We start from the raw sequence: 13,361 nt of genomic DNA on the forward strand, positions 1-13,361 counted from the left end.
TCTTAATGGAAAACCCATCAATTTAAGACTGTCCTGTTTATAGCTTTTAGAAAATGAAGATGTTTTAAACCCACTTAGAATAAGTAAAATGAAATTTGTAGTTTTAAGTGAAGGAAAAGTAGGGGAGTACACATGGTGGAATTTGATATTATAAAACAAAAACTCACAGCATTTATTAGGCGTTATTACCTTAATGAATTGTTGAAAGGCAGCATTTTGTTCTTCTCTGTTTGGGTGTTATATAGCATTGTTATTTTACTTATAGAATACTTTTTCTGGCTTTCTCCTCCTTATAGAAGTTTGTTGTTTTGGGTTTTCATTCTTATTACAGGTATTCTCTTTTTTAGATTTATACTTTGGCCTATAACAAAACTCTTCAAGTTATCTAAAGGTTTGGGTCTCACAGATGCTTCTATTCTTATTGGGAAACATTTCCCTGAAGTGAATGATAAATTGCTGAATGTGCTTCAGCTACAAAACTCATCTCAGCAATCTGATTTACTGCTTGCGAGCATTTCTCAAAAGTCTAAGGAACTTAGCCCTGTTCCTTTTAAGACAGCTGTAAATTTTAACGCAAGTCTTAGATATCTAAAATATGCTGCCTTTCCAATTTTATTGATCCTCGTGATTCTTTTTACTGGTAATTCTTCTATTTTTTCTGAAAGCTATACCCGCGTTGTACATTATAACACGGCGTATGAACCACCAGCACCATTCACTTTTTTAATAAATGAAGGTGATTTGATTGTTGAAGAAGGCAAAGATTTTAATCTGGATGTAAAAACTATGGGAAAACTAGTTCCAGAAAATGTAGCAATTCACTTTAACGATGAGGAATACTATTTAAAGAACTCTTCCCCAAACTCCTTCCAATATCCTTTTGAAGGATTAAAAAATGATGTTGAATTTTATCTAAGTGCAAATAAGGTTACTTCTAGACCTTATAAAATTAGTATCATCAAAGTACCAAAACTGCTAAATTTTGAAATGAATTTAAATTTCCCTGCTTATTTAAGAAAGGAAAAACAAACCATTAAAGGCACAGGTAATGCAGTAGTGCCAGAAGGCACTAAAATTTCATGGGTTTTAAAAACTCGTACCACAGAGGAAGTCCTGTTTAAAACCGAAGACACCATCTTAAAGTTTGATAAAAGCGCTTCAGAATTTAAATATTCAGATAAGATCTTTGCTCCCTTGCAATACTCGGTGAATACATCTAATAACGAGGTCAAGGATTATGAGTCTTTAAAATATTCCATAGAAGTAATAAAAGATCAGTTCCCGCAAATAAATGTTCAACATAAACAGGATAGCATTAAGACAGATGTTAATTATTTCTTCGGAAAAGTGACAGATGACTACGCTATCACTAAAGTGAACATGGTTTATTATCCTGAAAATGAAAAGGATGGCGAGTTAAAAGTTGCTATTCCTATTCCCAATCAAAATGTGGGTGAATTTCTATATACATTCCCTGGGGGTTTAGATTTAGTACAAGGAACCAATTATAGCGTTTATTTTGAAGTGTTTGATAATGATGGAGTTAGAGGTGCTAAATCCAGTAAAAGCGAGCTTTTTAACTTTAGATTTAAATCTGAAAAGGAATTAAGTACAGAAAAGTTAGAGCAACAAAGTGAGTCTATTCAAGGAATTTCTGAAAGTCTGGAAAGGATGGAGGAATCTAATAAGGATTTGGAGGAATTGTCTAGGCTTAAAAAGCAAAAAAGTCAGCTTAATTATAACGATAAGAAAAAACTAGAAGAGTTCCTGAAAAGACAGAAGCAGCAATCTGAAATGATGAAGAGTTATTCTGAAAAGCTCCAGAAATCCTTAGAAGAAAAAAACAGTTCAGAAGAAAACAAAGAACTCCAAGAACAACTTAAAGATAGACTAGAAAGAAACGAAGAACGCTTAAAAGAAAATGAGCAGCTGTTAAAAGAGCTTCAGGATTATGCAGATAAGATAAGTGAAGAAGATTTAATGGAAAAGTTGGAGAAACTTTCTAAGCAGAATACTTCAGAGCAAAAAAATTTAGAGCAATTACTGGAACTTACAAAGCGGTATTATGTTCAGGAAAAAACTCAAAAGCTGGCAAGAGATCTAGAAGAAATAGGAGAGAAGCAAGAAAATTTAGCAAAGCAAGATTCATTGAATTCTTTGGAAAACCAAAAAAAGCTAACTGAAGAGTTTAATGAATTCAAAGAAGAAATGAAGGCTTTAGAGAAAGAGAATAAAACACTTAAAAAACCTTTTGAACTAGAAAGAGAAAAGACAGAGGAACAGACAATCCAAGACGAGCAGAAGAATGCCGAGGAACAATTAGAGCAAAACAATAAAGAAGGCGCGAAATCACCTCAAAAAGAAGCGGGGGAGAAGATGAAAGAAATGAGCAAGAAGATGAAATCTGCTCAAGCTGGTGCGCAAGGAGAGCAGTTGAATGCTAATATTAATAGCTTACGGCAGATCTTAGACAATCTAATGATCTTTTCTTTCGAGGAGGAAGCCCTTATGCTAGATTTTAAAGGTATAAGAATAAACAATCCTGCATATCCGAAACAATTACGAAAGCAACAGGTTCTAAAAGAACATTTTCTGCATATAGATGACAGTTTATTTGTACTAGCTATGAATAATCCAATGATTTCAGAAAAGATCACCAGCAAACTTACCGATATTGAGTTTGATATTAATAAGGCTCTAGAGAGGCTTGCTCAAAATGAATTGCAGCAAGGAACGGCGAGTCAGCAATATGTTATGACTAACACTAATGAGTTAGCAAATATGTTAAGTGAGGTTTTAAATAGCATGGAAGAAATGGCAAATCTTAGTCTTGCGCCAAATGGAAGGGGTGAAGGCATGCAACTTCCAGATATAATTAAGGCTCAAGAAGCTTTGAATACGGAAATGCAAAAGGGACTCAATCAAGGAAAAGGAAAATCTGAAGAGGACGGAGAAGACGAGTCTGGAGATAAAGGGAAAAAAGGCAAGACAGGAAATGGAGAAGATGGGCAAGGTGAAAATAGATTAGATGAGCAAGGAAGCGAGAAGCTATATGAAATCTTTAAGGAGCAACAGCAATTAAGACAACAATTAGAAGACAAGTTAAGAGAGGCAGGACTAGATAGAAAGAATGCCGTTGTTTTAAACGAGATGGAGCGAATAGAAAGACAGCTTCTAGAGAAGGGTTTTAATAAGGAAACCCTAAGTAGAATGAATCAAATTCAACATAGATTACTTCAATTAGAGGAAGCTGTGAGAGAGCAGGAGGAAGAGGATGTAAGAACCTCGAAAACCAATCAGGAAAATTTTAAAAACACTACTCAGGATCAAAATATTAGAGCCAAAGAATATTTTAATTCTACTGAAATTTTAAATAGACAAAGCTTACCTTTGCGGCAAATTTATAAGACTAAAGTAAAGCGCTATTTTGAATCTGTCGAAAATTAATTTTTATTCTGAAAATGATTTCATTCTTGAAGATGAAGTACGTTATGCTTCATGGATTGAGAATGTGATCGCATCTGAAGGAAAATCTCTAGAAGAGATTAGTTACATATTTTGTGATGATGAATATCTTCTAAAGATAAACATGGAGTACCTAGATCACGACACCTACACAGATATTATTACTTTCGATTATTCTGTAGGCAAAATATTACAAGGTGAAATTTATATTAGTACAGAGCGTGTTCGCGAAAATGCAGAAACATTTAATGTAAAGTTTGAAGACGAATTACGACGAGTACTAAGTCACGGAGTTTTACACCTTAGCGGTTATAAGGATAAAACCGAAGAAGAGGCGGCTCTTATGAGAAGCAAGGAAGAGGAAAAAATGAAATTGTTCCACGTGGAACAATCTTAAAAAAAGAGATTTATGTTTAGTGAAGTATATGATGTAATTGTTGTTGGAGCAGGTCATGCTGGAAGTGAGGCCGCTGCGGCTGCCGCTAATATGGGTTCTAAAACTCTGTTAGTAACTATGAATTTACAGAATATTGCTCAAATGAGTTGCAACCCGGCAATGGGTGGTATTGCAAAAGGTCAGATAGTTCGTGAAATTGACGCATTAGGTGGATATAGCGGATTGGTAAGTGATACCAGTGCAATTCAGTTTAAGATGCTCAACAAATCTAAAGGACCTGCAATGTGGAGTCCAAGAGTGCAGAGTGATAGAATGATGTTTGCAGAGCACTGGAGATTGCGATTGGAAGGTACACCAAATCTAGATTTTTATCAGGAAATGGTTGCTGGATTAATCTTAGAAGGCGGCGCTGTGGTAGGTATAAAAACTTCTCTTGGATTAAAGATAAAAGGTAAATCTGTGGTGCTTACCAACGGAACTTTTTTAAATGGATTGATCCATATTGGAGATAAAAATTTTGGCGGTGGTAGATCTGGAGAAAGAGCTTCTACAGGAATTACAGAAGAACTAATACAGTTAGGTTTCGAGTCTGGTAGAATGAAAACAGGAACCCCTCCACGAGTAGATGGAAGATCCTTGGATTATTCTAAAATGGTGGAGCAGCCAGGGGATGAAAAACCATCTAAATTTTCTTACTTAGATGAGACAAAACCATTGGTAAAACAAAGATCTTGTTATATGACATATACTTCTCCCGAAGTACATGAGTTGCTGAAAGAAGGTTTTGATAGATCTCCAATGTTTAATGGACGAATACAAAGTGTTGGTCCAAGATACTGCCCATCTATAGAAGATAAGATAAACCGATTTGCAGATAAAGACAGGCATCAATTATTTGTAGAACCAGAAGGGTGGAATACTTGTGAGGTTTATGTAAATGGATTCTCCACTTCTTTACCAGAAGATGTTCAATTTAAAGCATTGCGTTCCGTAGTTGGTTTTGAAAAAGTGAAATTCTTTAGACCAGGTTATGCAATAGAATATGATTATTTTCCACCTACACAATTAAAACATACTTTAGAAACAAAGCTTGTAGAAGGGTTATATTTCGCTGGTCAAATTAACGGTACAACGGGATATGAAGAAGCAGCTTCGCAAGGTTTAATGGCGGGAATTAATGCCGCTTTAAAAGTTCAAGAAAAAGAGTCTTTTATTTTAAAAAGAGATGAAGCATATATTGGAGTTTTAGTAGATGATCTTATTACAAAGGGAACAGAGGAGCCTTATAGAATGTTTACTTCTCGAGCAGAATATAGAACCTTATTAAGGCAGGATAATGCCGATTTTAGACTGACTCAGAAATCTTTTGATCTAGGTCTAGCTTCAGAAAAACGTCTACATAAGATGGAAGAGAAGAAGGAGAAATCCTTAAGTTTTGTAGATTATTTGCATGATACTAGTGTTACTCCAGAATTCTCTAATCCAGTTTTGGAAGCAAAGGATTCAGCTCCTATGAAACAGAGTGACAAGATATTTAAGATCTTTTCTAGACCTAATATCACGATGGAAGATGTTATGGAATTTCCCGGAGTTAATGAATTTATTGCAGATAATGAGTTGAATGAGGAAATGCTTGAGCAAACCGAAATTCAAGTTAAATACGCTGGGTATATAAATAAGGAGAAGAATAATGCAGATAAATTGCATAGACTAGAAGATATTAAGATCCCTCAGAATTTCGATTATTCAAATATTAAATCCATGTCTTATGAAGCAAGGGAGAAGCTAAATAAGATTCAACCTGTAACGGTTTCTCAGGCATCAAGAATTAGTGGAGTTAGTCCAAGCGACATTTCTGTGCTTCTTGTTTATATGGGAAGATAAATTGTTTCACGTGGAACAATCTAATTTTTCATCTATATTTAGCATTCAAATTATATAAACCAGTTTCATATTTGTGGATAGTTCTAAGCAAGATAACTTCGATACTAATTATATTACTTGTAAAGATTATACAGTTTCTGGCGAGCAATTCAATTTAATATTAGATCCAGAAATGGAACTTTTAATTACTTCTCCAAAACCAGATCTGAATAAATTAGGCTCGTATTATAAAAGTGAAGATTATATCTCTCACACAGATTCCAAAAGTTCTTTTACAGATAAAATTTATCAAAGCGTCAAGAAAAGGATGTTGGTTAAAAAACTAAACTGGATTGAAACTCACTCTCAGAAAAAAGGAAAACTTTTAGATATTGGAGCGGGAACAGGAGAGTTTTTATTAACTGCAAAAAATAAGGGTTGGAAAGTAAAGGGTATAGAGCCAGATGAAAATGCACGAGAGCTAGCTCAAAAAAAAGGTTTAAAACTTGTTTCCGATTCTTCGAACTTTAAAGCTGAAAAATTTGATGTCATCACCATGTGGCATGTTTTTGAACATGTATATGATTTAAAGAATCAGATCATAGAATTGGAGCAGTTGCTAAAAAAGGGTGGATTGTTAATAATTGCCGTTCCAAATTTTAAAAGTTACGATGCGTTATATTATAAAGAGCATTGGGCCGCGTTTGATGTTCCAAGACATTTATGGCATTTCTCCAGAAAGAGTTTTGAAAAACTATTTCGCGATACCTCCTTTTCGCTAATTGAAGAAAAACCGCTTTTGTTCGATTCTTTTTATGTTAGCCTATTATCAGAAAAATATAAGAATAAAAAAAGTAATTTCTTAAAAGCCTTTTTAATTGGATTAAGATCTAATCTTAAAGCCAAAAGATCTTCCGAGTATTCTTCTATCGCATATTTCTTCCAAAAATCTGTCTAAAACTTAATTTTAGGCTGTTTCCTTGATTATTTCTTGTTTCAATAGGCTGATTATGGTTCTAATACGGGAAAACCCCTTAAAAGCCGTTAAATCAAGCCAAATTTCATTGAAATAATTTATTTATTAAATTTTAACTATAAGATTTGCCTATTGTAGGTAATAGGGAATATTTTTTTCTTTTTTTCCATTGATACTTTATTACTTTTGCGCCAAACAAAATTAAAATTATGAAGAAGTTATTATTGGTTGTTTTAATTGCAGCCGGACTTACAAGTTGTACTGAACAAAAAACAGCTTACGTAGATACAACCAAAATTATTAAAGAGTATCGCGAAATGAAGGAAGTGGAAGAGGAATTCACTTCAAAATCTGATAAGGTTAAAGTTGAATTGGATTCTTTAGCTCAAAGTTTTCAAAAAGAAGTGCAAGAATACCAAGCTAACATGAATGGTATGTCTACTGCACAAAGACAAGAAAAGGAACAAGAGTTAATGGCTAAGCAGCAAACTATCCAACAACAACAACAAATGATGGGGAATCAACTTCGTCAAGAAAGTGATGTTGTTATAGATTCTATAGTAACTAAAGTAAAAGCATACGTTAAGGAATATGGAAAGGATAACGATTATACCTATATCTTTGGATCTAACGAATCTGCAAACATTATGTATGCTAAAGATGGTTTAGATATTACTGAAGAAATTCTTGAGAAATTAAACGAGAGTTATAAGAAATAGAGATCCTCTAATTCTTAAATGTAAAAAGCATCGGTCTTAAAGAGATCGATGCTTTTTTTATTTTCCAATTATATTTTAACTGGCAGTATTAGGCTTTTTTGTTATTCTGTTTCTATAGCTATCGGAATTGTTTCAGCATCCTAATAAGGTGTAAGGAGACCCTAAATCAAGTTCAGGGTGATGCGATTTTAAAGAGTTATGCCGGTTGACAATCGAATTGAATTTGAATTAAGAAAGTAAAGTTACCCCTAAAATTACTACAATAAAATATCCCACAATAGTAAAAGCTCCAGCATAATCCTTAGCTACACGTTGTCCAAATAATAACATTAGCAAGGTAACTGCAGCTAGAATATTGGCATAAAGTGCTATTTCTGTTTGTCCGCTGCTTATAATATAGAATATCCCAACTAAAGCCATTAGTCCTGCGATTACTTCTAAGATCAAAATTATTCCAACCATTAAAGGTACTTGTCCTGCAAGAAAAGTTTTAGAAAAATGGCCTTTTAACCATCCGATATTTCCTTTCCAATCGGTGATTTTGTCAATTCCAGATTGTAAAAATGTAATTACAATAAATATAAGAATAAGGATCTCTGTAATATAATTGGTAAGGTTTTCCATAGTTGTTTGTTTAAGCTACTTTTTTATGAATTAATCGTGTGAGTTTAATAGACAGATCTGTAAGAATGATCTTTGCATTCCCATTTCGTTCTATATGGTAGATAGCATCTTCAATTTCTGAAGTGATTCCCAATATATTTGCTCCTGTTATAAATGGCGCAAATTTTTCTAATTTAAAATTTGTAGTTTTTGGCTGAATATAAACCAACTTTTCTGCTTTATAATTATAAAGTAATGCCTGGCGAAAAAAGTCCAAACAATAGTGTAAAAAACTCTTTTGTGTTTCCCTACCAGCGGCAGCAATAGTATCGCTCCAAGTAATTAGTTCTAGAATAGAGGCCTTATTTCCTTTAGCTTTAAAGGCTGTTCTAACCCATGTGATGAACCAATTTTCAAATTGTTCGTCCCCAGAATCATTTTTAAATATATGTTGTGCCTGAGAATAGCTTCCATTCGCTTGAACTGCAATTTTCTTTGCAGATAGTGCATCAAGTTTTTCTGTAAGCATTAATTTTTCCTCGATAACATTTTCAGAAAGAGGAGGGAACCTAAGAATTTGGCAACGAGATTTAATGGTTTGAATTATTTGCTCTTCGTCTTCAGCAATTAGTATAAAAAGTGTTTTATTTGGAGGTTCCTCTATTAACTTCAGTAATTTATTAGAACAGGCAGTATTCATTTTGTCTGCCATCCAGATCAACATGATTTTATATCCGCCTTCATAAGATTTTAGTGACAGTGATTTTAAAACTTCCTGTGCTTCATCTACACCAATTTGACCTTGTTTATTCTCGATCCCAATTTCTTGATACCAATCAAATAGGCTTCCATAAGGATTCTTACTAAGAAAGGCTCTCCAAGATTCCATAAAATGATTGGAAACTGGATGAGATTTCACCTTATCATTAGTGGCTACCGGAAAAGCAAAATGCAGATCTGGATGGGAAAGATGATTAAATTTTAAATTACATGCCGTATTACCAGTATTATTTTCAGAATTAGTATTTCCACATAATACATACTGTGCATAAGCGATTGCCATAGGCAATAATCCACTTCCATGATTCCCTACAAATAATTGCGCATGCGGAATGCGACCCCTGTCTGCGGTAGTGGTTAAGTGATTTTTAATATGGGGTAATCCTAAAACTTCAGAAAAGAGCATAGGCAAAGATAAAATTAATCTTCACTTTATATCTTTAGAAAAATTTATATTTGTAGCATACACATTGCTTATGAAAACAGTAGACGACTATAATTTTAAAGACCAGAAAGCACTAATTCGGGTAGATTTCAATGTTCCAATAGATGAAGATGGAACGGTGAACGACAGTACTAGAATAGAAGCCGCAAGGCCAACCATAATCAAAATCTTAGAAGATGGTGGAAGTGTTATATTAATGACCCACTTGGGAAGGCCTAAGAATAAAGAAGCTAAGTTTTCTTTACAGCAAATAGTTTCTAAAGTTTCTGAAATAATGGGAGTAGAAACTAAATTCGTAAACGATTGCGTAGGTGATATTGCAGAAAATGCAGCAAATAATCTTAAACCTGGAGAGATCCTTTTGCTAGAGAATTTGAGATATCATGAGGAAGAGACTGCAGGAGACACCAATTTTGCGAAGCAATTATCTCAACTCGGAGATATATATGTAAATGATGCCTTTGGTACTGCACATAGAGCACATGCCTCTACAACAGTTGTTGCTAAATATTTTGAAAGGAAGTGCTTTGGCTACCTATTAAAACAGGAGATTGAAAGCTTAAATAAAGTATTGAATGCTGCTGAAAAACCTGTTACTGCAATTATTGGAGGCGCTAAAGTTTCTTCTAAGATCACGGTAATAGAAAATATTTTAGATAAAGTGGATCATTTAATAATAGGAGGCGGTATGGCTTTTACATTTATTAAAGCTCAAGGCGGGAAAATAGGAAGTTCTCTTGTAGAAGAGGATAAACAGGAACTTGCTTTGGAGATCTTAAAAAAAGCATCTAAAAAGGGAGTTGAAGTACATCTACCAGTAGACAGTATTATTGCAGACAGTTTTTCTGAAATGGCTAATAAAGATGTTTGCCCTATAGATGATATTCCAGATGGATGGATGGGACTAGATGCAGGTCCACAATCTGTAGAACTTTTTTCTAAAGTTATTTTAAAATCCAAAACAATTTTGTGGAACGGGCCAGTAGGAGTTTTTGAAATGGAATCTTTTTCTGAAGGAACTAAGAAACTTGGGGAGGCTATTGCTAAAGCTACGGCTAACGGAGCATTTTCACTTGTAGGAGGTGGAGATTCTGTAGCCGCTGTGAAAAAATTTAATTTAGAAAATGAAGTGAGCTACGTTTCTACCGGTGGTGGAGCGATGTTAGAAATGCTAGAAGGGAAAATACTTCCTGGAATTAAGGCAATTTCTGAAGAGTAAGTAAGAAATTAGAATATTAAACGTTTCTGTACCCTAGTTGTAGAAATATGAAAAAGATAATCACCATTTTAATGTTGTTCGTGTTTTTTGGCTCTATGGGTCAAAAAAAACCAACGAAAGATAACTCTAAGCCTTTAACAAAAACCGAAAAGGCAAATTTTAGAGTACAAGTCTTTAAAAAAACTGATACAGCTAAAATAGAATTAAAAAATCCTGATCCAGAATTCAAGGATAGATTACCAATTTCAGCTAAAATAAAGAAGACGAATATTAACGATCTTAAAGATCTGCCTCATGCTGCAATTATAGATTCGGCTTGGAAGAAAGAACTTTTAAATTCAGATCTGTATGAAGAAATGCAACAAGAGATCCTTAAACAGGATTATTCTGAAGTTGTGTTTAAGGAATTACCCACAGATACATTAAAAGCAAGACTGGCAAGATTAAATGCACGTACGCCTTTTAACATAGAGTACAATCCCATTCTGGAAAGCGTAATTAAATCTTACCTGAAAAGGAATAAGAAATCTATGGAACGCCTCATGGCGTTGAGCGAATATTATTTCCCAATGTTCGAGCAGCAATTGGATAGATATGATGTGCCTTTAGAAATAAAATATCTTGCTATTGTAGAGTCTGCACTTAATCCTAGGGCAAAATCCAGAGTTGGAGCAACTGGCTTGTGGCAATTTATGTTTGCAACAGGTAAAATGCAGGGCTTAGACGTTAGTTCTTACGTAGACGAGAGAATGGACCCAATAATGTCTACAGAGGCAGCTGTGAGGTACTTAGCGAGTTTATACAAAACCTTTGGGGACTGGGATATGGTATTGGCTTCTTATAATTCTGGCCCTGGAAATGTAGCCAAAGCGATAAGAAGGAGTGGAGGATCTACTAATTATTGGACATTAAGAAATTATTTACCTCGAGAAACAGCTGGGTATGTTCCCGCTTTCTTAGCTACTCTTTATTTATTTGAATATGCCAAAGAACATGATTTCCAACCAAATGGACCGGAAGTCGCTTTTTTTGATACAGATACCTTGCATGTAAAGCAAATGCTAACTTTCGACCAGATCAATAAAGTTTCGGGTGTAGATAAAGAAATGCTACAATTCTTAAACCCTAGTTATAAGTTAGATATTATACCATTTGTAGAGGATGAAGCTTATGCATTAAGGTTACCAAGAAAGAACGTTGGTGTATTTGTTAATAATGAAGCTGCAATCTATAATTTCGCCAAAACAGAATTAGCTGAAAAAGAAAAAGAACTACCTCGCTTTGTGGAAGCAGAAGATAAGGTAAGATATAGAGTGAAAAGCGGAGATTTTTTAGGGAAAATAGCCAGTAAATATGGGGTAGGCGTAAGTAGTATTAAAAAATGGAATAATTTAAGAAGCAATAACCTTAGAATAGGTCAATATTTAACGATCTATCCTAGAAAACCTGTAAGTATTGCTAAGAGTACGGTAAGCAGTTCCAAGCCTAATGCGCAAGCGAAAACCTATATCGTTAAAAATGGAGACTCACTTTGGAGCATTTCTCAGAAATTCCCAGGAATTTCGGTACAGAATTTGAGAGCATGGAATAGGATGTCTAGTACATCGCTTAAGCCCGGAATGAAGTTAAAGCTTTCTGGAAGCTAGAATCAACTAAATTATAATTATGAAGAATTATTTATTCCTAAGTTTATTTATCTCTTTCTTGTTTATTGGATGTCAGGATTCGGATAGTAAAGATCCTATTTTGTTGGCTACATCTTCGGGAAATATCAATAATATCTCTGTAGTAATAGATAATGAACTTTGGGAAGGCTCTATTGGAGAAGCACTTAGAAAATCTTTAGCAGCTCCTGTAGATGGACTACCTCAAGAGGAACCTATGTTTTCCTTAAACCAAATGCCGCCAGAAGCATTTTCTGGTTTTGTACGTAAAAATAGATTGTTTGTGAAGATTGAAAATGGCGAAGCCGGTCGTTTTAAAATATTTAATGATCCTTTTGCTCATCCTCAAACTGGGGTTGTAATAACTGGAAAAGATTCTGATGAGATTATCAATCAGATCAATAAAAATTCAGACGAGATTATTGTAGCCCTTCGGGATACAGAAATTAAAGAGAAGCAAAGAAGGATTAATAAATCCTTGAAAGATGACGAAAAACTAAAAAAAACTTTAGGGGTTTCTTTAAAATTTCCAACAGCATATAGATATGCTATGGAAAATGATGATTTCTTTTGGATTAGAAAAGACATTCCTAAAGGGAATATGGAAATATTAGTATACGCTGTGCCTTTAAATCAAATAGATAGGGATACTAGTGTAATTGCTAATATCATTAAGATGAGAGATTCTATTGGGCAGGCACATATTCCTGGACCTATAGAAGGAAGCTTTATGATTACCGAAGAAGCCTATGCGCCTTATTTATTTAACTCTAAAGTAGACGGGAAATTCGCTTATGAAACTAAAGGAACTTGGGAAGTGAAAAATGCTTTTATGGCTGGACCTTTTATTAATTATGCGGTAAGAGATAGCGTTAATAATAGATATATCATTCTTGAAGGATTTACTTTTGCTCCAGCAACGGCCAAACGAGATAATATGTTTGAGTTGGAAGCGATATTAAAATCGGCAAAAATAGACTAAAAAAAAAGCCCAATTTTAATTGGGCTTTTTTTGAATAGTATAAGAAATATTATTTTTTGTCTTCAGGAATCTTTTTGTCTGTATCGTCATCATCATCCTTAGAGGCATCTTTAAATTCTTTAATACCACTACCTAATCCTCTCATTAATTCAGGTATTTTTCTTCCTCCAAATAATAATAATATCACTACAACAATTAATATTATTTGAGGAGCACCTATAACTAAAGGTAAAAACAATGCGTTCATA

11 protein-coding genes are annotated in these 13,361 nt (G+C 34.1%); 8 read left to right on the plus strand and 3 right to left on the minus strand.

Annotated elements, in window-relative coordinates; genetic code table 11:
• Positions 1–132 precede the first annotated feature (132 nt).
• The 5 genes from BC962_RS01765 to BC962_RS01785 all read left to right on the plus strand — a co-directional run bounded on the left by BC962_RS01765 (position 133) and on the right by BC962_RS01785 (position 7,420).
• Entirely contained in the window at positions 133–3,447 is a 3,315-nt protein-coding gene (locus tag BC962_RS01765) for a DUF4175 family protein (RefSeq protein WP_121344219.1), read from the plus strand.
• Positions 3,428–3,862 (plus strand): rRNA maturation RNase YbeY, encoded by a 435-nt coding sequence (gene ybeY, locus BC962_RS01770; RefSeq protein WP_121344220.1) that lies wholly within the window; start codon positions 3,428–3,430, stop codon positions 3,860–3,862. The genes BC962_RS01765 and ybeY overlap by 20 nt, the downstream gene beginning before the upstream one ends.
• A 12-nt stretch (positions 3,863–3,874) precedes the next feature.
• The gene (gene mnmG, locus BC962_RS01775; protein WP_121344221.1) at positions 3,875–5,746 is read left to right on the plus strand and encodes a tRNA uridine-5-carboxymethylaminomethyl(34) synthesis enzyme MnmG; all 1,872 of its coding nucleotides are present in this window, start codon (positions 3,875–3,877) and stop codon (positions 5,744–5,746) included.
• Between the two features lie 73 nt (positions 5,747–5,819).
• Positions 5,820–6,683, plus strand: a complete 864-nt coding sequence (locus tag BC962_RS01780) for a class I SAM-dependent methyltransferase (RefSeq protein WP_245983970.1) — start codon at positions 5,820–5,822, stop codon at positions 6,681–6,683.
• A gap of 227 nt (positions 6,684–6,910) precedes the next feature.
• Entirely contained in the window at positions 6,911–7,420 is a 510-nt protein-coding gene (locus tag BC962_RS01785; RefSeq protein WP_121344222.1) for an OmpH family outer membrane protein, read from the plus strand.
• Positions 7,421–7,648: 228 nt separating this feature from the next.
• Here BC962_RS01785 and BC962_RS01790 read toward each other — a convergent pair whose 3' ends face one another.
• Together BC962_RS01790 and BC962_RS01795 are read right to left on the minus strand one after the other, a co-directional pair.
• Complete coding sequence (locus BC962_RS01790) at positions 7,649–8,044, minus strand: DoxX family protein (protein ID WP_121344223.1); 396 nt, start codon at positions 8,042–8,044, stop codon at positions 7,649–7,651.
• A gap of 10 nt (positions 8,045–8,054) precedes the next feature.
• Positions 8,055–9,209 carry a DNA polymerase III subunit gene (locus BC962_RS01795; RefSeq protein ID WP_121344224.1) on the minus strand — a complete coding sequence of 385 codons (1,155 nt, stop codon included), beginning with the start codon at positions 9,207–9,209 and terminating at the stop codon, positions 8,055–8,057.
• Positions 9,210–9,279: 70 nt separating this feature from the next.
• On the opposite strand from BC962_RS01795, the gene BC962_RS01800 reads away from it, so the two are divergent.
• Genes BC962_RS01800 through BC962_RS01810 form a run of 3 tightly spaced genes read left to right on the plus strand, consistent with a single transcriptional unit; the run spans position 9,280 to position 13,113 of the window.
• A complete protein-coding gene (locus BC962_RS01800) occupies positions 9,280–10,467 on the plus strand; it encodes a phosphoglycerate kinase (RefSeq protein WP_121344225.1) in 1,188 nt (395 codons plus the stop codon).
• 47 nt (positions 10,468–10,514) lie between these two features.
• The gene (locus BC962_RS01805) at positions 10,515–12,113 is read left to right on the plus strand and encodes a lytic transglycosylase domain-containing protein (RefSeq protein WP_183075427.1); all 1,599 of its coding nucleotides are present in this window, start codon (positions 10,515–10,517) and stop codon (positions 12,111–12,113) included.
• A 19-nt stretch (positions 12,114–12,132) separates the two neighbouring features.
• Positions 12,133–13,113, plus strand: a complete 981-nt coding sequence (locus BC962_RS01810) for a DUF4837 family protein (RefSeq protein ID WP_121344226.1) — start codon at positions 12,133–12,135, stop codon at positions 13,111–13,113.
• Positions 13,114–13,162: 49 nt separating this feature from the next.
• Here the strand turns inward: BC962_RS01810 and tatA are convergent, their stop codons facing one another.
• Positions 13,163–13,360, minus strand: a complete 198-nt coding sequence (tatA, locus tag BC962_RS01815) for a twin-arginine translocase TatA/TatE family subunit (protein ID WP_121344227.1) — start codon at positions 13,358–13,360, stop codon at positions 13,163–13,165.
• Position 13,361 lies beyond the last annotated feature (1 nt).

It is taken from the genome of Gillisia mitskevichiae (genome assembly GCF_003634585.1).
Taxonomy (GTDB): Bacteria; Bacteroidota; Bacteroidia; order Flavobacteriales; family Flavobacteriaceae; genus Gillisia; species Gillisia mitskevichiae.